This window comes from Streptomyces sp. NPDC087859 (assembly GCF_044742595.1).
Lineage (GTDB): Bacteria > Actinomycetota > Actinomycetes > Streptomycetales > Streptomycetaceae > Streptomyces > Streptomyces canus_F.
In genome coordinates this window covers 165,168-184,353 of sequence record NZ_JBIUUU010000018.1, presented here as the reverse complement: position 1 = coordinate 184,353, position 19,186 = coordinate 165,168, and the positions used below count along the sequence as shown (strand labels likewise).

15 protein-coding genes and 1 pseudogene are annotated in these 19,186 nt (G+C 70.6%); 9 read left to right on the top strand and 7 right to left on the bottom strand.

Going from position 1 to position 19,186, the window contains the following annotated elements:
* Positions 1–138: 138 nt before the first annotated feature.
* On the bottom strand, positions 139–2,301 hold the full coding sequence (cyc2, locus tag ACIOHP_RS37395; protein ID WP_401894371.1) for a germacradienol/geosmin synthase Cyc2: 2,163 nt from the start codon (positions 2,299–2,301) through the stop codon (positions 139–141).
* Between the two features lie 167 nt (positions 2,302–2,468).
* Here cyc2 and ACIOHP_RS37390 point away from each other — a divergent pair, with 167 nt between their 5' ends.
* A complete protein-coding gene (locus ACIOHP_RS37390) occupies positions 2,469–2,675 on the top strand; it encodes a hypothetical protein (RefSeq protein WP_401894369.1) in 207 nt (68 codons plus the stop codon).
* Positions 2,676–2,682: 7 nt separating this feature from the next.
* Here ACIOHP_RS37390 and ACIOHP_RS37385 read toward each other — a convergent pair.
* From ACIOHP_RS37385 to ACIOHP_RS37370, 4 genes and pseudogenes are all read right to left on the bottom strand, one after another.
* Positions 2,683–3,360 (bottom strand): annotated as a pseudogene (locus ACIOHP_RS37385) (ABC transporter ATP-binding protein); the annotation flags it as partial.
* Between the two features lie 104 nt (positions 3,361–3,464).
* Positions 3,465–4,631 (bottom strand): damage-control phosphatase ARMT1 family protein, encoded by a 1,167-nt coding sequence (locus tag ACIOHP_RS37380; RefSeq protein ID WP_401894366.1) that lies wholly within the window; start codon positions 4,629–4,631, stop codon positions 3,465–3,467.
* A gap of 22 nt (positions 4,632–4,653) precedes the next feature.
* Positions 4,654–5,301, bottom strand: a complete 648-nt coding sequence (locus ACIOHP_RS37375; RefSeq protein ID WP_401894363.1) for a ScbR family autoregulator-binding transcription factor — start codon at positions 5,299–5,301, stop codon at positions 4,654–4,656.
* Positions 5,302–5,591: 290 nt separating this feature from the next.
* On the bottom strand, positions 5,592–7,391 hold the full coding sequence (locus ACIOHP_RS37370) for a S8 family peptidase (protein ID WP_401894360.1): 1,800 nt from the start codon (positions 7,389–7,391) through the stop codon (positions 5,592–5,594).
* A 424-nt stretch (positions 7,392–7,815) separates the two neighbouring features.
* Between ACIOHP_RS37370 and ACIOHP_RS37365 the strand changes: the two genes are divergently transcribed.
* On the top strand, positions 7,816–8,745 hold the full coding sequence (locus ACIOHP_RS37365) for a lytic polysaccharide monooxygenase (RefSeq protein WP_401894358.1): 930 nt from the start codon (positions 7,816–7,818) through the stop codon (positions 8,743–8,745).
* Positions 8,746–8,763: 18 nt separating this feature from the next.
* On the opposite strand, the gene ACIOHP_RS37360 is transcribed toward ACIOHP_RS37365, so the two are convergent.
* Positions 8,764–9,417 carry a Tat pathway signal sequence domain protein gene (locus tag ACIOHP_RS37360; RefSeq protein ID WP_361548151.1) on the bottom strand — a complete coding sequence of 218 codons (654 nt, stop codon included), beginning with the start codon at positions 9,415–9,417 and terminating at the stop codon, positions 8,764–8,766.
* 630 nt (positions 9,418–10,047) lie between these two features.
* On the opposite strand from ACIOHP_RS37360, the gene ACIOHP_RS37355 reads away from it, so the two are divergent.
* Together ACIOHP_RS37355 and ACIOHP_RS37350 are read left to right on the top strand one after the other, a co-directional pair.
* Entirely contained in the window at positions 10,048–10,719 is a 672-nt protein-coding gene (locus ACIOHP_RS37355) for a DUF6230 family protein (RefSeq protein WP_351678028.1), read from the top strand.
* Positions 10,719–11,171, top strand: a complete 453-nt coding sequence (locus ACIOHP_RS37350; protein WP_361548145.1) for a DUF6114 domain-containing protein — start codon at positions 10,719–10,721, stop codon at positions 11,169–11,171. The genes ACIOHP_RS37355 and ACIOHP_RS37350 overlap by 1 nt, the downstream gene beginning before the upstream one ends.
* A 593-nt stretch (positions 11,172–11,764) precedes the next feature.
* Here the strand turns inward: ACIOHP_RS37350 and tatA are convergent.
* Positions 11,765–11,974: a Sec-independent protein translocase subunit TatA gene (gene tatA, locus ACIOHP_RS37345; RefSeq protein WP_401894356.1), complete on the bottom strand. Its 210-nt coding sequence runs from the start codon at positions 11,972–11,974 to the stop codon at positions 11,765–11,767.
* Positions 11,975–12,137: 163 nt separating this feature from the next.
* Between tatA and ACIOHP_RS37340 the strand changes: the two genes are divergently transcribed.
* The 5 genes from ACIOHP_RS37340 to ACIOHP_RS37320 all read left to right on the top strand — a co-directional run bounded on the left by ACIOHP_RS37340 (position 12,138) and on the right by ACIOHP_RS37320 (position 19,186).
* Positions 12,138–13,628, top strand: a complete 1,491-nt coding sequence (locus ACIOHP_RS37340; RefSeq protein WP_401894355.1) for an LCP family protein — start codon at positions 12,138–12,140, stop codon at positions 13,626–13,628.
* Between the two features lie 136 nt (positions 13,629–13,764).
* Positions 13,765–14,580, top strand: coding sequence for an SAM-dependent methyltransferase (locus ACIOHP_RS37335; protein ID WP_401894353.1), 816 nt, complete (start codon positions 13,765–13,767; stop codon positions 14,578–14,580).
* 251 nt (positions 14,581–14,831) lie between these two features.
* Positions 14,832–15,824 (top strand): substrate-binding domain-containing protein, encoded by a 993-nt coding sequence (locus ACIOHP_RS37330; RefSeq protein WP_401894351.1) that lies wholly within the window; start codon positions 14,832–14,834, stop codon positions 15,822–15,824.
* A 67-nt stretch (positions 15,825–15,891) separates the two neighbouring features.
* The gene (locus tag ACIOHP_RS37325) at positions 15,892–18,690 is read left to right on the top strand and encodes a nitrate- and nitrite sensing domain-containing protein (RefSeq protein WP_401894349.1); all 2,799 of its coding nucleotides are present in this window, start codon (positions 15,892–15,894) and stop codon (positions 18,688–18,690) included.
* Between the two features lie 64 nt (positions 18,691–18,754).
* Complete coding sequence (locus ACIOHP_RS37320) at positions 18,755–19,186, top strand: roadblock/LC7 domain-containing protein (protein WP_046263356.1); 432 nt, start codon at positions 18,755–18,757, stop codon at positions 19,184–19,186.

The following is a 19,186-nucleotide window of genomic DNA, read 5'->3' as shown; positions in this document are numbered from 1 at the left end:
GCATCGCCGAAGTTCCCTGAATATCCCCTTCCGCACGAGTAAGTCCGAAAACTGCGCATGGACGCGCGGGCCCCCTTTGCCGACGGCGGCCGTCACGTTCGGTGACATGACCCGGTCTCCAGGGAGCCGGGCGGCGGGTCAGCCGACGCGCGGCAGTGTCAGGGCCGGTGGCCGGTCCGGCAGGAAGCCGTGGGAGCGGCGGGACAGGTATCCGGCCTTGTAGCGGTCGACGGTGCGGTGCCAGTGCATGATGCCCGCCATCCAGTTCTGGAGGTCGACGACGTAGTTGCCCATGATCTCGCGCGCCTCGTCCGAGAGACCGAAGTCGTCGTAGACGATGGGCAGTTCATGCGCGGCGACATGCTGGAACTGCCGCATGCGCTGGGTCATCAGATCGTGGACGACGGCGAGCGCGGTCGGGTAGTCGACGCCGAAGAAGTTCTGCACGACGAGGATCGCGTTGTGGACCTCGCCCTCGTACTCGATCTCCTTCTGGTACGAGAAGACGTCGTTGATGAGCATGCCGTAGTCGATGGCCGCGTTCTCCAGCGAGCGGACCGGGCCGCTGCGGTAGACCTCCGGCGGGACGGCGGGGCCGTGGCCCATGCGGCACAGGCTCATCGTGAGGTCGGAGCCGAAGGTCGCGCGGCGCATCTCCAGATAGTCGACCGGGTCGGGGATCCGGTTCTGAACCTGGTTGGAGAGCTCCCAGACCCAGCTCTCGGTCATCACGTTCACGGAGTCCTTGAAGGAGCGGCGCTGCTCCGGCGTCATCCCCGCGGTCGTGCGCGGCCACAGGTCGATCAGGCCGCGCTCCATGCCGTTCAGGGGCACCGGGACCTGCTCGCCCGCCACGGGCATGCAGTCCGACAGACGCCGGGTGATCAGCCGGGCGGCGGCGAGGTCGCGGCGGTGGCCGAAGACCAGCGGGTAGTAGTCGTCGCCGTACGTCCCCCAGGCGAGCCACTGCGCGCTGAGGTCGAGGGCCTCGGGTGTCGCGTCGGGGTCGAGTCCCGCCGAGCACAGCGGCAGGTCGGCCGCGGCCAGCCTGTCCTCGTCCCAGACGCCCTCCTGGAGCATGCCCATCCGGTGCATCCACTCGGTGAGCCGGGGTCGGGCGGCGGGCAGATGCGGACTGAGTTCGACCTCGAAGGGCATGAAGAAGTCGGGGAGCCGGGAAGGACCGACCTTCTGGTAGGGCACATGTGTGTACGCCCGCAGCCGTTCCGCGCCGGCCGAGGCGAGCAGGGCGCCGATGTCGGCGGCGGAGGTACCCGGGCCGGTGAGACCGTGCCAGGGCGAGGTGGAGGTGGCGCCCTCGTTCATGTAGCGGCTGGAGCGCAGGTGCCACTCGTGCCCACCGGACTGCCAGTCCTGAAGTCCCTTGGTGTAGGCGGCGACCGCGGCGACCTCACCCGGGGAGAGACCTTTCTCCAGGGCGAGCGCGGGCACCTCGGTGAGGGCGGTGTGCTCGAACTGGTGGAGCCGGGAGGTGAGGATGTCGTTGACGGTGTCGGCGGCCTGCTGGGTGGTGCAGCCGAAGAAGGTCTCCAGGACCAGCACGCCGTTGCTGTTCTCGCCCTCGTCCTCGACCTCCCGCTGGTAGGAGAAGAGGTCGTTGCGCAGATGGACGGCGTCGGAGAACGTCTCCATCAGGACCCTCAGCGGCCTGGACCCCGCGACGGCCGCGGGCACTTCGGCGGTCGCGAACTCGACGAGCCCCGCCGACCAGGGGGCACCGCCCACCTTGCGGCGCATCTCGATGTACTCGACGGGGTTGGCGATGCGCCCCTCGTTGATGTTGGACAGTTCCCACAAGGACTCGTTGAGGAGGTGCTCGGTGGCGACGGCGAAGCGGTGGCGCCAGTCGGCCGACATGGCGGGCACGGTCCGCGTCCACAGGTCGGCGAGGCCCGCCTCGACGGGGTTCTCCGGCTCGGGCATCGGTGTGGCGAGGTCCATCGGCATGAACAGCGGCAGCCGGTCGAGGTAGGCCTTGCCGCCGGCGCGGTCCTGGGTGCGTTTGAAGATCTCCAGGAAGTGGTCGTCGAAGAAGAAGACCCACACGTACCAGTCGGTGATCAGCGACAGGGCGGGACCGTCGCAGTCGGGGTGGGTGTAGGCGCAGAGCAGACCGTAGTCATGGGCGTCGAGGTCGGACTGCTCCCAGACCCCGGATCCCTCCAGCATGCCCATGTCGCGTGCCCAGCGGCTCGAGTGGGCGCGTGCCTCGTCGAGGTGCGGGTTCAGCCGGGCGGGATACGGCATGTAGAAGTGCGGGAGTGCGAAGGGCTGCGTCATGGGCGGGGCCCTACCCAGGCCCTTCCGGGGGCATCCGCGGCACGGCACATGATCACACCATCGCGTGAATCGGGGCCGAACTCGGGAGTTCTCGACGGGTCTTGTGGCGATCATCTCTACACACGCAGACGTCACCCGCTCACGAGTCCCTCCTCACCACAGTCCCGATGGACCACGACCACAGAGCCCTCTCCCGCCGGACCGTCCGCTTCGCCACGCTCAACGCGTCCCTGAACCGCGGCACTCAGGGAGCGCTCGTCGCCGATCCGTCCACCCCGGACAACGTCCAGGCGCGCAACGCCGCGGAGACGATCCAGCGGGTCGACCACGTCCTGGACCACCGGCTGGTGTGGCAGGGCGTGCGGGGCGCCTGACCCGGGGCTAGGTGCCCCGTACCGCCCGGCCCACCTCCGCTCTGAGCGCCACGAACTCCGGGAGTCCCCGGGTCCCGATCTGCTCCCGCTTTCCCGGCAGTTCGACGGGCAGGTCGAGGACGACGTGGGAGCCGGGGCCCGGGGACAGGACGACGACGCGGTCGCCGACGTAGACGCTCTCGTCGATGTCGTGGGTGACGAACACGATGGTCGTGCCCTCGGTGCGGTGCACTTCCAGGAGGAGGTCCTCCAGGTCCTCGCGGGTCTGGGCGTCCAGGGAGCCGAAGGGTTCGTCCATGAGCAGCAGCGAGGGGCGGCAGACCAGGGCGCGGGCGATGGCGACGCGCTGTTGCATGCCCCCGGAGAGCTGCCAGGGGTGGCGTCCGGCGGCGCCGTCGAGGCCGACGCGTTCGAGGATGCCTTCGGCCTCGGCCCTTCGCTCGGCCCGGCCGAGGCCGCGGCGGCGCAGTGGGAGGGCGACGTTGTCGCGGACGGTGAGCCAGGGGTAGAGGGAGCGGCCGTAGTCCTGGAAGACGACCGCGAGCCGGTCGGGTACGCCGGTGACGGGGGTGCCGTCGACGGTGATCTCGCCCTCGCGGGCGGGCAGCAGTCCGGCGACGGTGCGCAGCAGGGTGGACTTGCCGCAGCCGGAGGGGCCGACCACGCACAGGAGTTGGCCGTCGGGGCATGATGACGCCCCGCTTGGCATGATCACTACACAAAAGCAAGCCAACCGTCCGCCCACGCCTCAACGGGCTCATGTCGCCGCCGATACAGGCCGGTTGAGCGCTAGGGACGTACCTGGATCAGCGCGTGCGTGCCCCCGGTCCGCCAGCGCTGCCCCTCCGCCGCCACCAGCGCGGCCTCCGTGGCCGGGGCGAGGCCGGTGATCACGTCGGACTTCAGGGTGCGCAGCGCGGCCACCGGCCCCGGGAACCAGTCCGTCACGTCGGCGAAGGGGGTCGTGGGAGGCCACATCCGATCGCCCACCAGGCGGCGGTAGTTGAGGTCGCCCTTGACGACGGTCAGCGCGGCTCCGGCGAACTCGGCGGCAAGGTCGTCCGGCATCGCCTCGTACGGCAGCGGGGCACAGGAGAAGGGGTGGGCGCGCACGGTGAGGCTGCCGTCGGCCATCGCCGACCACAGGTCGCGCCCGTGACCGGCCGCCGCGCCCGGCGCCCGGGTCAGCCGGCGCACGGCGTCGACGACATCGGCGGTCGTGGCGTCGGAGACGTAGTACGGATACGGCTTGACGTGCAGGATCGCCCGGCGGACGCGTCCCTGGGCAAGGAGGTGGGCGATCAGGAGCAGGTCCGGGACGAGTTCGCGGCCCGCGTTGTCGGCGACGAGACAGAGGGTGTCGGCGCCGTCGAGAAGCGACCAGAGGGCGGCGCTGTCGTCGGCGACCAGTCCCGGGACGGCGTCCCGGCCCTCGGCGTCGGCGTCGGACAGGCGGAAGCCGAGGTCCGCGCGGTTGCCCCACAGGGAGCCGTGCAGCAGGGCCGCGGCCTGTTCGTCGGCGGGCCTGCCGTCGAGGGCGTCGAGCGCGGCCAGTTCCTCGTCGGTCTCCGGGGCGTCGAGTTCGGCGAGCTTGAAGGGGCGGAAGGGGTCGATGCCCTGCCAGGGACCGGAGCCGAAGTAGCCGACGGCTTCCAGGAGTTGGCGGTAGAACCAACTCTCCGACCAGAGCCACGGCACATCGAACCAGGAGCGGCCGGTGTGCTCGTCCGCTCCCCAGGCCGCCCAGTCGGCGCGGTCCGGCGCGGCGGCGGGGAGCGGTTCGATGACGCCCTTGGTGCAGTTCTCCAGCAGCGCGTCGAGGGCGCGGTGCTGCTCGGGGCCGTAGGGGAAGGCCTCCCGGACCTGCCGGATGATCGCGGGATGCCGCTCGGCGAGCACGCTGTGCGGGAACGAGCCGGGTTCGTCGGCGAGGATCACGGACGGGATGTCGGGCATGGGCGCCACGGTACCGCGCGGATCACGCGGTTCTGAGCTCCCGCTCCAGGTGCGTGACCAGGCTCAGATACCTGGCGCGGCGGGGCACCGGCACCATGCCGCGGATCAGGATGTGCCACAGTCCGGCCAGTCGGCGGGGGTGGCGGGTGACGGGTTCGAGGGAGTGGCCCACGACCCGGGTGCCGACCAGGGACGCGACGAGGGAGTGCGCGGCGGCGTCGACATCGATGTCGGCATGCAGGTCGGACTCCATGACCGCGTCGTGGAGTCTGCGGGTGGCGAGGCCCAGGCACTGGGTGAAGGGGTGCGGAAGTTCGGGCGGCAGTTCCAGGCCGCCGGTGGCGAGCCGGAGGCCGGCGCTCGGCAGCGGCCCCTCCAGGGACAGCCGCGCCATGCCGAACGTGGAGCGGATCAGGGCCTCGAGCGCGGTACAGCCGCGGCTGTCCATCTCCTCCGAGAGCCGGTTCAGGTTCCTGTACTGGATCTCCATGATGGCGTGAGCGAGATCCTGCTTCGCCGCGAAATGGAAGTAGAGTGCGCCCTTCGTGACTTGGGCATGATCGACGATGTCGCTGAGACTCGTCGACTCGTATCCGCGCAGGTCGAACAGTTCCGCGGCGGCGGCGATGATCGCCGCGCGAGTCTGTTCGGCTCGTAACTGCCTGGCCATAGGCGAGTCTCTCCTGGGGGCGAGAGAGCATGCCCTGAAAAGAACAGGCCATGCCGTTTGTTTTTTACTCCCTGCACACGATAGCTCACCGTCCGACGGCCATCACCGGACACCCGAACTCCGTCCAGTTTCCAGGCCTCCCACAACTTGTAGATCACTTGTGCGCGTACCGCGGGCTCCGACAGGAGAAAACGGGCGGACGGCACGGAAAAGGCGGGCCGGCCGGTGCCCATCCGCACCGGCCGGCCCGCCTGCTCAGGGCGCGCTCGGAGAGTTCGAGCCCGTGAGGCTCAGAAGGTCAGCTTCCAGCTGTTGAGCGTGCCCGTGTCCTGCGCGGCGGTGTCCTGGACGCGCAGCTTCCAGGTGCCGTTGGCCGTCTCGCTCGAAGCGTTCACGGTGTACGTGGTGTTGACGTTGTCCGCGGAGTCCGAGGAGCTCGCGGCCTTCAGGGTGTACACCGTGCCGTCCGGGGCGACGAGGCTGACCACCAGGTCACCGCGGTAGGTGTGGGTGATGTCCACCGCGACCTGGAGGGCCGAGGGGGCGTTGCCGGTGCGGCCGGTGACCGCGATGGAGGACTCGATCGCCGAGCCGTTGTCCGGGATGGACGCGGCGGTGGTGTTGGAGAACGTCGTCCCCGTGCTCGTACCGCCGCTCACGGCCGCGACCGTCTTCGCCGCGTCCGCGAGACCCGCGCCGCAGCCGCCCGAGCAAGCACCCGGCAGCGCACGGGCGTTGTTCTTGATCGCGGTCTCGATCTGGGCCGGGGTCAGCGAGGAGTTGGCCGACTTCAGCAGCGCGGCGAGGCCCGCGATGTGCGGGGTGGCCATGCTGGTGCCCTGGTAGTAGGCGTAGCTCTCGGTGGACGCCGTCGTGGCGCCGGAGTTCAGCGTCGACAGGATGCCGTTGGCGGTGCCGGTGCTGGTCTGGCCGCCGGGGGCCGAGATGTCGACCAGGGAACCGTAGTTGGAGTACGACGCCTTGGCGCCGGTGCGGCTGGTCGCGGCGACGGATATGACGTTGTTGCAGTTGCCGGGCGAGTGGTTCGCCACGTTGTCGTTGTCGTTGCCCGCGGCGACGGCGACGACGGTGCCGCGGTTCACGGCGGCGGTGATGGCGCTCTGGGTCGCGGTGGTGCAGGCACCGTCGCCGCCCAGGCTCATGTTGATGACCTTGGCGACATTGGTGTTGGCGGGCACGCCGGAGACGGTGCCGCCGGACGCCCAGGTGATGGCGTCGATGATGTCGGAGTCGTAGCCGCCGCACTTGCCGAGGACGCGGACCGGGGAGATCTTCGCGCCGTAGGCGATGCCCGCGACGCCCTTGCTGTTGTTGGTGACGGCGGCGATGGTGCCGGCCACGTGCGTGCCGTGCCAGGAGGAGCTGGACGCGGGGATACCGGAGCCGCACTCGTTGGCCGCGTAGTAGTCACCGGGGTCGGCCGGGTTGCTGTCGCGGCCGTTGCCGTCGACGGAGACGGCAGTGTCGGCGATGAAGTCGTAACCGGCGACGATGTTCGCGGCGAGGTCGGTGTGGGCGACGTAGCCGGTGTCGATGACGGCGACGGTGACGCCGGAGCCGGTGGTGGTGTTCCAGGCGCCGGGGACGTTCATGCCGGCCGTGGACTCGAAGAGGTCCCACTGCTTGGCGTACTCGGTGTCGTTCGGGTCGGCCTGCGGCGTGTTCAGGCGGTCCGGTACGACGTAGGCGACCTGCGGGTCGGCCTTGTACTCGGCGACCACGTCGGCGACATCGGTGCGGGTCAGGTCCGCGCCCAGGTCGACGAGGGCGGCACCGGTGCCGAGGCGGCGCTGGAAGTCGACGTCCTCGCCGGTCTCCTTGCCCTTGGCGGCGGCGTCGGCCTCGGCGGCCTTGTTCGACTTGGCCTCGGTGGCACCGGACTTGTAGCCGACGATGAGGCGCTCGGCCGCGATGCCGGGGGCGGCCTCGGTCTGCGCGGTGGGGACGGCGGCGGCCTGCGGGGCGGACTCCTGGGCCACGGCCACGGTGGTACCGGCGGCCGAGAACAGCGCGGCGGAGACCGCGGCGACGGAGACCAGCTTCCGTCGCAGGGAGGGGGAGGTACGCAAGGGCTTGCCTTTCGTAGCCGTCTCCGGGCAGCGCGGAGCGGCGGTCTGATCGCTTCGTCGGTGAAGCGGCGGGGGGTAGATCGAAAAGCGGCGCGGGGGCCGGGCAGGGGGTGCCTGCCGGTCCACCGCGGAAGGAGGAGCGGCGTCCGGCACGCCGCGGGGGCCGGCAGACACCCCTGGGCGCGTGAGCCGAACTGTCGAAGGGGTTACCTGTGGTTCGGCTGTGGTCGAACGATAGGCAAAGGGAAGGTCATGTGAATACAGGGGAAACCCTCGATCCGGCGGGAAACACACCCTCGTCGTCGAGGAGTTGAGGGGGAATGAACCCTTTCACCCCCTGCTGTCCCGCACTGAACGCGCCGGGCCCGGTTTCCGTACTGCACGGGAGCAAACCGTTCCCGTGTCGGCCGAGGAGACGTTCCGGATGCCCCGGATGACCGCATACCGCACCGTTCTGGCGACCACCGCCGCCGCCCCGCTGCTGCTGACCGTCTGGGCGGCGGGTCCGGCGCAGGCGCACGGAGCGCCGACGGACCCGGTGAGCCGCGCCTACGCCTGCTCCCCCGAGGGCGGCGAACGTTCGGGCACGGCGGCGTGCCGCGCCGCCGTCGCCGCGAACGGCACTTCCTTCGCCGCCTGGGACAACCTGCGGATCGCGAACGTGAACGGCCGCGACCGGCAGACCGTTCCCGACGGCGAGCTGTGCAGTGGCGGCCTGCCGGCCTACAAGGGCCTCGACCTGACCCGCACCGACTGGCCGGCGACGCGCCTCACGCCGGGCGCGTCGATGACAATGACGTACGCCTCGACGATCCCGCACACCGGCACGTTCAAGATGTTCCTGACCAAGCCCGGCTACGACCCGTCGCAGCCGCTCACCTGGTCCGACCTGCCCTCGCAGCCCTTCGCCGAGGTCAAGGACCCGGCGTTGACGGGCGGCGCGTACCGCCTGCCGGCGAAGCTGCCCGCCGACCGGACCGGTCGCCATGTGCTGTACACGATCTGGCAGAACAGCAGTACGCCGGACACCTACTACTCGTGTTCCGACGTGGTGTTCCCGGCGGCCGCGAAGGAGAACGCGAAAGAAGAGAAGACGAAGGAGCCGAGTACGCCTTCGCCCTCGCCGTCCGTCACCGCGGGCGCGAAGACCTCCGCGAGCACCTCGCCGAGCGCCGAGCCCCGGACGGCGACACCTGCGCCGACGCCGTCGAAGGCGAGCCCCGACACCACTCCGGTGGCCTCCACTCCCACCGCGGACTCCGGCCCTTCGTCCCCGCTCGTGGCGGGCGGCGCCGCCGCGGTGCTGGTGATCACCGGGGGCGCCGCCCTGGCGCTGCGTCTGCGTCGACGCTGAACGCCGTGCGCGCGAAGGTCAGTTGACGAAGACCGCCGCGCCGTCGGAGGTGGCGACCGGGGCGTACTTCGCGGTCCAGAAGCCGCTGCTCGGGCAGAGCGAGGAGCCGGAGCTCCTGGTGAACTGCTGGTTGGCGAACTGGATGCTGTTGTCAGTGTTGGAGGCCGCGCCGGTCAGGCTGCCGTTCGTCGCCTGGTAGACACAGGTGACGCTGCCCAGCAGGGTCCGGAGCACGACGGTGGTCTGGATGGCCCCGGCACTCCCCGGCGCCACGGTGACGGTGCCGTCGGAGGCCACGGTGGTGGTGTACGTCAGGTTGTTGACCGTGACGCTGGTGACGCCGAGCACACCCACGTTGTTCGAGGTGCAGTTGCTGAAGGTGTGCCCGGTGAGCGACTCGGAGGCCGTACCGGGAGCGGCCGGGTTGCTGTCGACCGTCGCGGTGAACTGCGAGGTGGTGCAGGTGATGCCCGTGGTGCCGGTCGCGCTGGAGTAGAGCGTGGCCGTGGTACCGCTCGCCAGGGGTGCGGTGAGCGTGGCGCCGTCGGCGACGGCGTCGCCGGCCGCGGATCCGGTGGTGAGGACGTTGTCGGCGGCCGACGCCGGGGAGATCGCCGGGAGGGTGAAGGCGGCGAGGGCGGCGGTGAGGGTGAGCAGGGTTCGCGTACGCATGCGGGGGTGCCTCTTTTCCGAGGTGGGGGGTCTGAAAGGGGTGCGAGGACGCGATACGGCGTCCGCCGTCACCGGCCCGTCACGCCTTCTCCGTACGTGACGGACCGGCAACGGCAGCCGGCCGGTGAACGGCCGGAGAACCGTGGGGTGGCCTCCGGCCGGGCCGGGCGAAAAGGCACTCGGCACGGACCGAGGGGGGAAGTGACCGTGTGGGTGCCTGGGAGGAAGCGGGCACAGGAGGTGCCCGGAGCGGACAGGACGTCCGGGAGACGCGGGCAGTGCCGCGTGGCGGATCCGGCGCCACGGATCCGGGTGAGCAGTGAGAGTTGTAGACCTGATGGTCAGTCAACGTCAAGGAAAAACACGGCAGTTGACGATCGTTCAATGGCTTTGCCGGGACACTGGAATCCCTTGACGCACAGGTGGGGCACAACCGGCACCCTTTTTTCACAACTCCCTTGACCCTCGAAAGTAACCCCGGGTAACTTCCTCAGCGGCTACTGCGGAGTAGCGAGAAAGCCCTTGCGCCCGCCGGGAGTTGTGAGGGGGTCGCGCCGCATGCGCTGTCCGCGCCAGGACAACGTGCCAGTGAGATGCCAGACCGCACTTTCTATGCACCTGGGAGCAGACATGGCCTCGTCCTCGGACGTCTCGTCGTCCGCCGACAACACCCCCGAGAACCCGGAAAGCGGTTCCTCGCCCGACCCCGTCAGACGCGGACGGGTCCGGGCCCGCCGGGCCGCCGTGATGGCGGTGCCGGCCACGCTGGTCGCCGCGACGCTCGCGGTTCTCACCGCGGAGGGCGCGCTGGGCGTGCAGTTCGCGATCTCCGGGATGCCGTTCACGGTCACCGCCAAGGAGCTGAACGGCACCGGGTTCGAGCAGTTCGGCGGACTCGACAACATGGCGCCGGGCAGCCCCAACGAGGGTGACACCGGGGGGCAGGTGCTGGTCGTGACCTCCGCGATCAAGAGCGCGACCCTCGACAGCCTGTGCCAGAGCGTCGACCTCGGCGGCACCAACCTGCTCATCAAGGCGGGCAGCGGATCGCAGAAGGTGACGGCGACCGACCTGACCACCGACTCGACGGAGCTGACGGGCGACGCGTCCTTCACCAACATCGAGATCGGCAACGACGCCAGCACGCTCACCAAGGCCGGGGTCAAGGGCCCGATCGGCGTCTTCAGCCAGCAGTCCGACACCGTGCGCATCGCCAATCTGCGGCAGACCAACTACGCGACCACGGCAGCGGTGTTCAAGCTTCCCGGTCTCAAGCTCAGCTTCAGCAGCACGGGTTGCTGATGTCGGACACGTCAACTCCACGAACCGGAGTGCGGTCGGCCTTCCGTGCCTGGCGGGCCGACCGTCCGTTCTGGGGCGGGCTGTTGCTCACCCTGGGCGGCGCCTGGATCCTGCTCACCGAGAAGGCCTCGCTGAAGGTCATCATGCACATCGGCATGCAGGGGCTGGCCGGCTATCTTCTGCCGGCGCTCATGGTGGTGCTGGGTTTGCTCATCCTGTTCAACCCCACCCAGCGCCTCTTCTACTCGATCACCGGGGTTCTGCTCACCCTGGGCACCTGGCTCACCTCCAACCTGGGCGGCTTCTTCATCGGGCTCCTGCTCGGTGTCGTCGGCAGCTGCATGACCTTCGGCTGGCTGCCGGACCAGGAGCCGCGTGTGAGCCGCCGCAAGCGCCGCAAGGCCGCACGGGCGGCCGCGCTCCAGGGCACTGCCAAAGGGCAGCCCGCCTGACCCCGCTCCACCACCGACTCCCTCTGAGCCACCGGCTGTTCACCCCGACCACTTGATGCGCGGGACGAACAGCCGGTGTTTCAGGGGGAGTTCGTTCATGGAGGGCTGGTCGGCGGAACGTCCCGTGGTGGGGGTGCATCGCCTCCGCGGCACGCCGAGGCCGGCCGGCGCCGTACGGACCGGAAGGGCGGAGCCGCTCCGCGCGGGCGAGGCCCGATCCGGGCGGCACACACCGCGGGCCGCCGCTGGGACCGGCGCAGCGTCGCGGGTCGCTCACCGGCGCACCGCGGTAAGGGCATGCCGCACCTGGCAGTGGACATGCCGGGACGCCCGGAGGGGTCGGGCCGGTCCGTGCGGCGACACCGGCGCGGACCGTGATCCCGAGCGGCACGCGGTGGCGACCGCTCCCCGCGGCACCGCGCCGGGGCGCGACGGACCTGGCACTGGACCTGCCGGGTGGACCTCAGGGTGAGCTGGTTCGCGCGGGGTGAGGCGATCCTGGACCGGTACGTCGCCGTAGGCGGCGACGCTGCCCGGTGCGCCGCCGCAGGGGGGCCGGTGCCGGTCGGCGGTTGTCCGGGGGACGTCCCGGGTCAGGTCGTGGGGCCTGCCGCCTGCGGGCCGGCCGGTGACTCCGGGGCCGTGGTGTCGTCGTCCTTCAGCGCCTTCGCCTCGCTCTTGAGGATGCGCATGGACCTGCCGAGCGCTCGTGCGGTGTCGGGCAGCTTCTTCGAGCCGAACAGCACGATGACGACTATCGCCACGATCAGCAGGTGCCAGGGTTCCAGTCCGTTACGGAGCACGGCCGCGACCTCTTTCCTCGGCGTTCTCAACTCACTCTTACGTCGGTCGAGCACACTTGCCCCGGCCGCCCGTCGGATGACGGTTGCTGTGGTGCGCAACTGTACAACTCAGGGCGAACATGACAAACCCCCGCAATATGTAGCAATACGCAAGAGGGCGCGCATGACGATCACCAGCACGGGAAGGCCCGCACCCCCGCGGCACAGGCAGAGCGGCCGCCGCCGGTCCGCGCGTCGCCGGGGCCGCCGGATACGTCTCGCGCTGCTGGTCTGCCTCTCCGTGCTGGTGCTCGCGACCGCCGGTGCCGGCTGGCTCTATCTCAAGCTGAACGGCGACATCAGCACCTTCGACTCGGGCGGCCTCTCCGACCACCGCCCCGACGCGGCCTCCCAGAAGGGCGAGAACGTCCTGCTGATCGGCTCCGACGCCCGCACCGACGGCAACGACAAGCTCGGCGGCGGCGACAAGGACGACATCGGGCGCTCCGACACCACGTTCCTGCTGCACATCTACGCCGACCACCGGCACGCCCTCGCGGTCTCCATCCCCCGCGACACCCTGGTGGCCATCCCGCCGTGCAAGCTCCCCGACGGCAGCTGGACGAAGACACAGACCGACACCATGTTCAACGCCGCCTACTCCGTCGGCGACACCGCCAAGGGCAACCCGGCCTGCACCCAGAACACCGTCGAGCAGCTGACCGGGCTGCGCGTGGACCACACCGTCGTCGTCGACTTCAAGGGCTTCGCCCGGCTGACGGAGGTGGTGGGCGGGGTGAAGGTCTGCCTCCCCCAGGACGTCTACCAGAACGACCTCAACCCCCACCGCACGACTCCGGGCAAGCGGCTCTTCACGAAGGGCGAGCAAACCGTCTCCGGGCAGAAGGCGCTGGACTACGTCCGGATCCGGCACGGCATCGGGGACGGCTCCGACATCGGCCGCATCAAGCGCCAGCAGGCGTTCGTGGCCAGTCTGCTCAAGGAGGTGAAGAGCCGGGGCCTCACCCCGACCAGGCTGCTGCCGCTCGCCGACGCGGCCACGAAGTCGCTGACCGTCGACCCGGGACTGGGCACGGCCGACAAGCTCATCTCCTTCGCCATGGCACTGAAGGACATCGACCTGCACAACACCAAGTTCGTGACCGTGCCCTGGCGGTACGAGGGGTCGCGCGTCGCGGTCGTGCAGCCGGACGCGAGCGAGCTGTTCGCCACGCTCAAGGCGGACCGCACGATCGACGGCAAGAACGCGGGTGGGAAGCAGAAAGCGGCGACCGCCTCCGCCTCGCCCGTCTCCGGGGCCGGGATCGGCGTCTCCGTCTACAACGGCACCACGGTGACCGGCCTGGCCGCACGGGCCGCCGCGACGCTCACGTCGGACGGGTTCACGGTCACCGGTACGGCGACGGCGGCCACGCAGGACCACACCGGCACGTCGGTCGAGTACGGGCCCGGCGAGCTGTCCCGGGCCCGTACCGTCGCCGAGGCCTTCCCGGGTGCCGAGCTGGAGTCCGTCACGGGGTCCGGGATCAGCGTCGTACTCGGCCGGTCGTACGCCGCCGCCCCCACGGCGACACCGACGGCCGTACCCACCGAGGTCGCGGACGGCGCGCGGTCCGCGGACGACGATCCCTGCTCGAACCTGACGTACGGATGACGCCGCGGCCGGGGATCGAGGATGCGTCCCGTCGAAGGCACCGAGGACCGGGAATTCTCGCGCGGGCGCACAACTACCCTGCTTTTGATGGCAAGTTGAACCCTGAACTCGTATTCCTCGCGACAGGAGGGGCACATTGCCCGCCGACGGACGGCCCACCGACCGCATCGACACCGAGACCGCGCACGCCGCTCGGATCTACGACTACATCCTCGGCGGCAAGGACCACTACCCCGCCGACCGCGAGGCGGGCGACGCCATGTGCCGCGAGTGGCCCGCGCTGCCCGTGCACATGCGGGCCAACCGCGACTGGATGAACCGGGCCGTGCGGTGGCTCGCCGCGGAGGCGGGGATACGGCAGTTCCTGGACATCGGCTCCGGCATCCCCACCTCGCCGAACATCCATGAGATCGCCCAGTCGGCGGCCCCCGACGCACGCGTCGTCTACGTCGACAACGACCCCTTGGTCCTCGCGCTCTCCGAGGGCCTGCTGAACAGCGCACCGGAGGGCAGGACGTCGTACGTCGAGGCGGACATGCGCGACCCGGCGGCCATCCTCGACTCCCCGCAGTTCCGCGAGACCCTCGATCCCGGCGAGCCGGTCGCGCTGACGGTCATCGCGATCGTCCACTTCATGCTGGACGAGCACGACGCCGTGGGCATCGTCCGCCGGCTCCTCGAACCGCTGCCCTCCGGCAGCTACCTGGCCATGTCCATCGGCACCGCCGAGTTCGCCCCCGAGGAGGTCGGCCGCGTCGCCCGTGAGTACGCGGCCCGCGACATGCCGATGCGGCTGCGCACCCACCCCGAGGCCGCCGAGTTCTTCGCGGGCCTCGACCTCGTCGCCCCCGGGATCGTCCAGGTCCACAAGTGGCACCCGGACGCCACGGACACGGAGACGATCCGGGACGAGGACATCGCGATGTACGGGGCGGTGGGCCGCAAGCCGTGACCCCTTCCACGAACGGGCCGTGTCCCTTCGCCACAGAGTCCCCACGCTTTACGGCTGGTCCGCACCTGAACATCACGAAGCGGCACCGACAACTCACATAAAGTCGCTGCTCACTTGACTATCGACGGCCTCACGCGATTGGCTCCGGCGAGCGAGAGTCACCCGGACGGCGTACAACACTTCGAACGTTCACCGGGTGCTCCCTCTCGCCGTTCCTCCAGCTCGGCCGCACAGCGAGGTGCCGCACCATCATGATCACTCCTCCCCCACCTCCCGTCTCCCCCAGACGCGTTGCCGCCCTGGCCGCCGCCGTCTGTCTGCTCGCGGCCGGCTGCTCCGCATCCGGTGACACGTCGGACTCCGCCGGCAAGGCGGGCGGAGCCGGGCTCAGGATCGCCCTGATCACACACGCCCCCGAGGGCGACACCTTCTGGGACCTGGTGCAGAAGGGCGCCGAGGCGGCCGCCGCCAAGGACGGCATCGAGCTGACCTACGCCGGCGACCCCGACGCCGCCGGACAGGCCGAACTGGTGCGTGACGCGGTCCGCGAGAAGGTGGACGGCATCGCGCTGACCCTCGCCAAACCACAGGCGATGCGGGGACCCGTCGCCGCCGCCAAGGCGGCCGGTATCCCCGTGGTCGGCCTCAACTCCGGTATCGACTCCTGGCAGTCCGGCGGGCTGCTGGAGTTCTTCGGCCAGGACGAGAGCGTGGCCGGCCGGGCCGTCGGCGACAAGCTGGACGACCTCCACGCCCGACACGCGCTCTGTGTGATCCACGAGCGCGGCAACGTCGCCCTGGAGGCCCGCTGCGCCGGGGTGAAGAAGACCTTCGGCGGCGAGATGGAGAACCTCTATGTGGAGGGCACCGACACCAAGGCCGTCGCCGCCGCGATCACGGCCCAGCTGCGGCAGGACCCGACGGTCGACGAAGTCGTCACGAACGGCGCGCAGTTCGCGCTCACCGCGGTCGCGTCGGTGAAGGACGCGGGCAGCAAGGCGCGCGTCGCCACGTTCGATCTCAACAAGGACCTGGTGAAGGCGGTCGAGAGCGGTGCCGTGGAGTTCGCCGTGGACCAGCAGCCCTACCTCCAGGGGTACCTCGCGGTCGACTCGCTGTGGCTGTACCGGACCAACGGCAACGTCAGCGGCGGCGGGGTGGCCCCCGTCCTCACCGGTCCGGCGTTCGTGACGAAGGCGAACGTGGACGCGGTGGCGAGGTTCGCGGCCAACGGCACACGCTGACCGGCAGGAAATCTCACCTCCCCTTCCTTCTCCCGCCCCCCTCCCTGCTCATCGCCTAGGACGACGAATGTCTCCACGGACAGGTGCCCGGCGCCGTCTCGGCTCCATACGTCTCTCCCTGATCCTGCTGGCCCTGGTGCCCAGCGTCACGCTCACCGCCCTGTGGGGTGTGACGACGACGCAGATGTTCACCGAGGGCCTGCGGCTGCGCGGACAGACCGAGTTGAGCCAGTCGACCGGCGCCATGGGCACCGACGCGACGCTCGCCCTCCAGCGCGAACGCAGTCTGTCGGCGGCCCTGCTGGCCTCTCCTGGCGGCTCCCGGGTCGCGCTGGACGCGCAGCGCGCGGAGACGGACCGGGCGGTCGCCAAGCTGGTCGGGCAGTCCGACGCGATCGCCGAGGCGCCGTCGCGTATCTCGGACCAGCTGTACTCCGTGCTCGGATCGGTGGGCAGCCTGGAGTACTACCGGAACCAGGTCGACGACCCGACCGACATCACCCCCGCCCAGGTGCTGGACCAGTACAGCTCGATCATCGACGACCAGATCCACGCCTTCCAGGAGCTCTCCCAGGTCGACGACGGCGACCTCACCTCGCAGGCCGGACCGCTGGTCGCGCTGGAGCACGCGGCGGAACTGGTCTCGCAGGAGGACGCGCGGCTCACCCTGGCCTGGCCGACCGGGCATCTCGGCGAGAAGGAGTGGATCGGGTTCGCGCAGCTGGTCGACGCCCACCGGTGGCTCGTCGAGGACCAGATCGTCCCGCAGCTGAGCGGCAGCGCGAAGACACAGACCGAACGGATCCTGCAGAGCCCCGAGTGGCGGACCCTGACGGACATCGAGGACCAGGTGCTCGCCGCACGGACGAGGGCCACCGACGGCAAGGTCGTGCTGCCCGACGCGCAGAAGAAGTGGACCGCCGCGCTGGACGAGGTCGCCGCCGCGTACACCCGGCTGATCCAGGACCAGACGGCCGGGCTCCTCGACCGCAGCGCGGACAAGGCGGACAGTCTGCTGCTCACCGCCGCCTCGCTGAGTGCGGGCGGGCTGTTCGGACTGCTGGTGTGCGTCGGCATGTCCTGGCGGATCACCCGCTCCCTGTCCCGGCGGCTGCACGGCCTGCGGGAGGCCACGCTGAGCCTCGCCGAGGAACGGCTGCCCGACGTGGTGTCGCGGCTGGAGCGCGGTGAGAAGGTCGACGCGGATCTCGCGGCCCCGCCGTTGGACTACGGCGGGGACGAACTCGGCGCGGTGGCACGGGCGTTCAACAAGGCGCAGCGTACGGCGGTGCACACGGCGATCGAACTCGCCGACACCCGGCGCGGCTTCCAGAAGGTGATCCTCGGCATCGCCCGGCAGAGCCAGAACCTGGTCAACCTCCAGCTCACCAAGCTCGACGCCCTGGAGCGCCGGCACACCGACCCCGAGGTCCTCAAGGGACTGTACGAACTGGACTCCACGGCAAGCCAGTTGCGGCGGTACGAGGAGAATCTCGTCGTCATCAGCGGTGAGCGGCCGGGGCGCAGCTGGCAGGAGCCGGTCGCGCTGATCGACATCCTGCGCAGTGCGGTGGGCGAGGTCGCCGAGTACCAGCGGGTGGAGGTGCACACCGAGGAGGACGTGTATCTCGCGCCGCCCGCGGTGGCCGACGTGATCCATCTGCTGGCCGAGCTCATCGACAACGCGACCGTGTACTCGCCCGCGCCGGCACCGGTCACGGTGCAGGCCTCGTCGGTCGCCAAGGGCCTGGCCGTCGAGGTGGAGGACCGTGGCCTCGGCATGTCGGAGGAGGACTACGCCTCCCTCAACTCCCAGTTGGCGGTGCCCCCGAAGTTCGACGTGGTCGCCCTCGCCGACGACCTCCGTCTCGGCATGTTCGTCATCGGCCGCCTCGCCACCCGCCACGGCATAGCGGTCACCCTGCGCCCGTCGCCGTACGGTGGCACGACGGCGATCGTGCTGCTGCCGCAGGAGATCGTGGTACGCGACGTCCCGGGTACCGATGCGCCGGGTACGGGGGAGGCGACCGGGCCGGGCACGACCTGGGGCACGTCCGCGGGCCGGACCCGCATCGGGCCGGGAGGCCCGGTCCCCCACACCGACGGACCCGCCGCGGCGGGCCCTGAACCGACCCACGCCGACACGACAGTCGCTGTCCGGGGGGACACCGCTCTCATCGCCGAGCCCGGTACCGGGCAGGGTGCGACCGCGCAGGCTCCTGAACAGACGAACGCCGATGCCGATGGGTCACGGAGTACACCCTTGGGGGCGGCTGAACTGCCCGACTCCGACACCGGAATCGCCGCCCGGCACGGCAGCACAGAGGTCGGCACGCCCAGTGCGAAGCACGGTGCGGCCACGGAGGCTCCTGGGCAGGGGCGGGACGCCGAGACGCCTGTCCCGCCGTTGCCCGCGCGGCGACGAGGCGCACAGGACGACTCGGAGCACTCCCGCGCGGGTGAGACCGGTCGGCCGGGAGGGCTCAGGGTCCCCGGTGACGCGGGTCGTGCGGGCGAGGTCGGACACCCGGGGCGCCGCCCGGGCGTGGCCCCGCTTCCCCGCCGTGTCCCCCAGACCAGCCTCGCCGTCGAGCTCCGCGAGGACGCCGCGCCCGTCGAACAGGACGGCTCCGGTGAGGAGTTCACCGCGGAGCGCGCCGCCTCCTCACTCGCCGGCTTCCAGCGCGGCACGTTCCGCGCACGGGGCGAGGAGGCCGAGGCGCCGGACGGCCAGGATCCGGAAAACCCGCACCCCCGGCCCTCCGCCCTCACCGAAGCGCCGTACGGTCAGGAGGAAACAACCACACCGGACACCCCCGGCCCCCAGACCCCGGCCACCGGCACGGACGCCCCCGCCGACCGCTGACCTCCGCATCCCGACCGCCGCCCTGCCCACCCCGCCGCCGCCCCCGCCGACGAAGGACGTCCTCATGACACGCCCCACCCCCGCCACCCACACCCAGCTCGACCAGCTGCTGACCGGACTCGTGGAGCGGGTCGCCGAGGTGAACCACGCCGTCGTGCTGTCCGAGGACGGGCTGGTCGTCAGCAAGTCGACCGGGTTCCTGCGTGACGACGCCGAGCGGCTCGCCGCGACCGCGTCCGGGCTCATGAGTCTCAGCAAGGGCGTCAGCATGGACTTCCGCGGTGGCCCGGTGCGGCAGGCGCTGATCGAGATGGCGCACAGCTATCTGATCCTCACCTCCGCCGGCCCCGGCGCCCACCTCGTCGTCCTCACCAACCAGGGCGCCGACGTCGGTGTGGTCGCGTACCAGATGAACATGCTCGTGAAGAAGATCGGCGAGCACCTCAGCGCCGCACCGCGGGCAGGCGTCGGCCCCACCGCCGACTCCGGCGCGTGA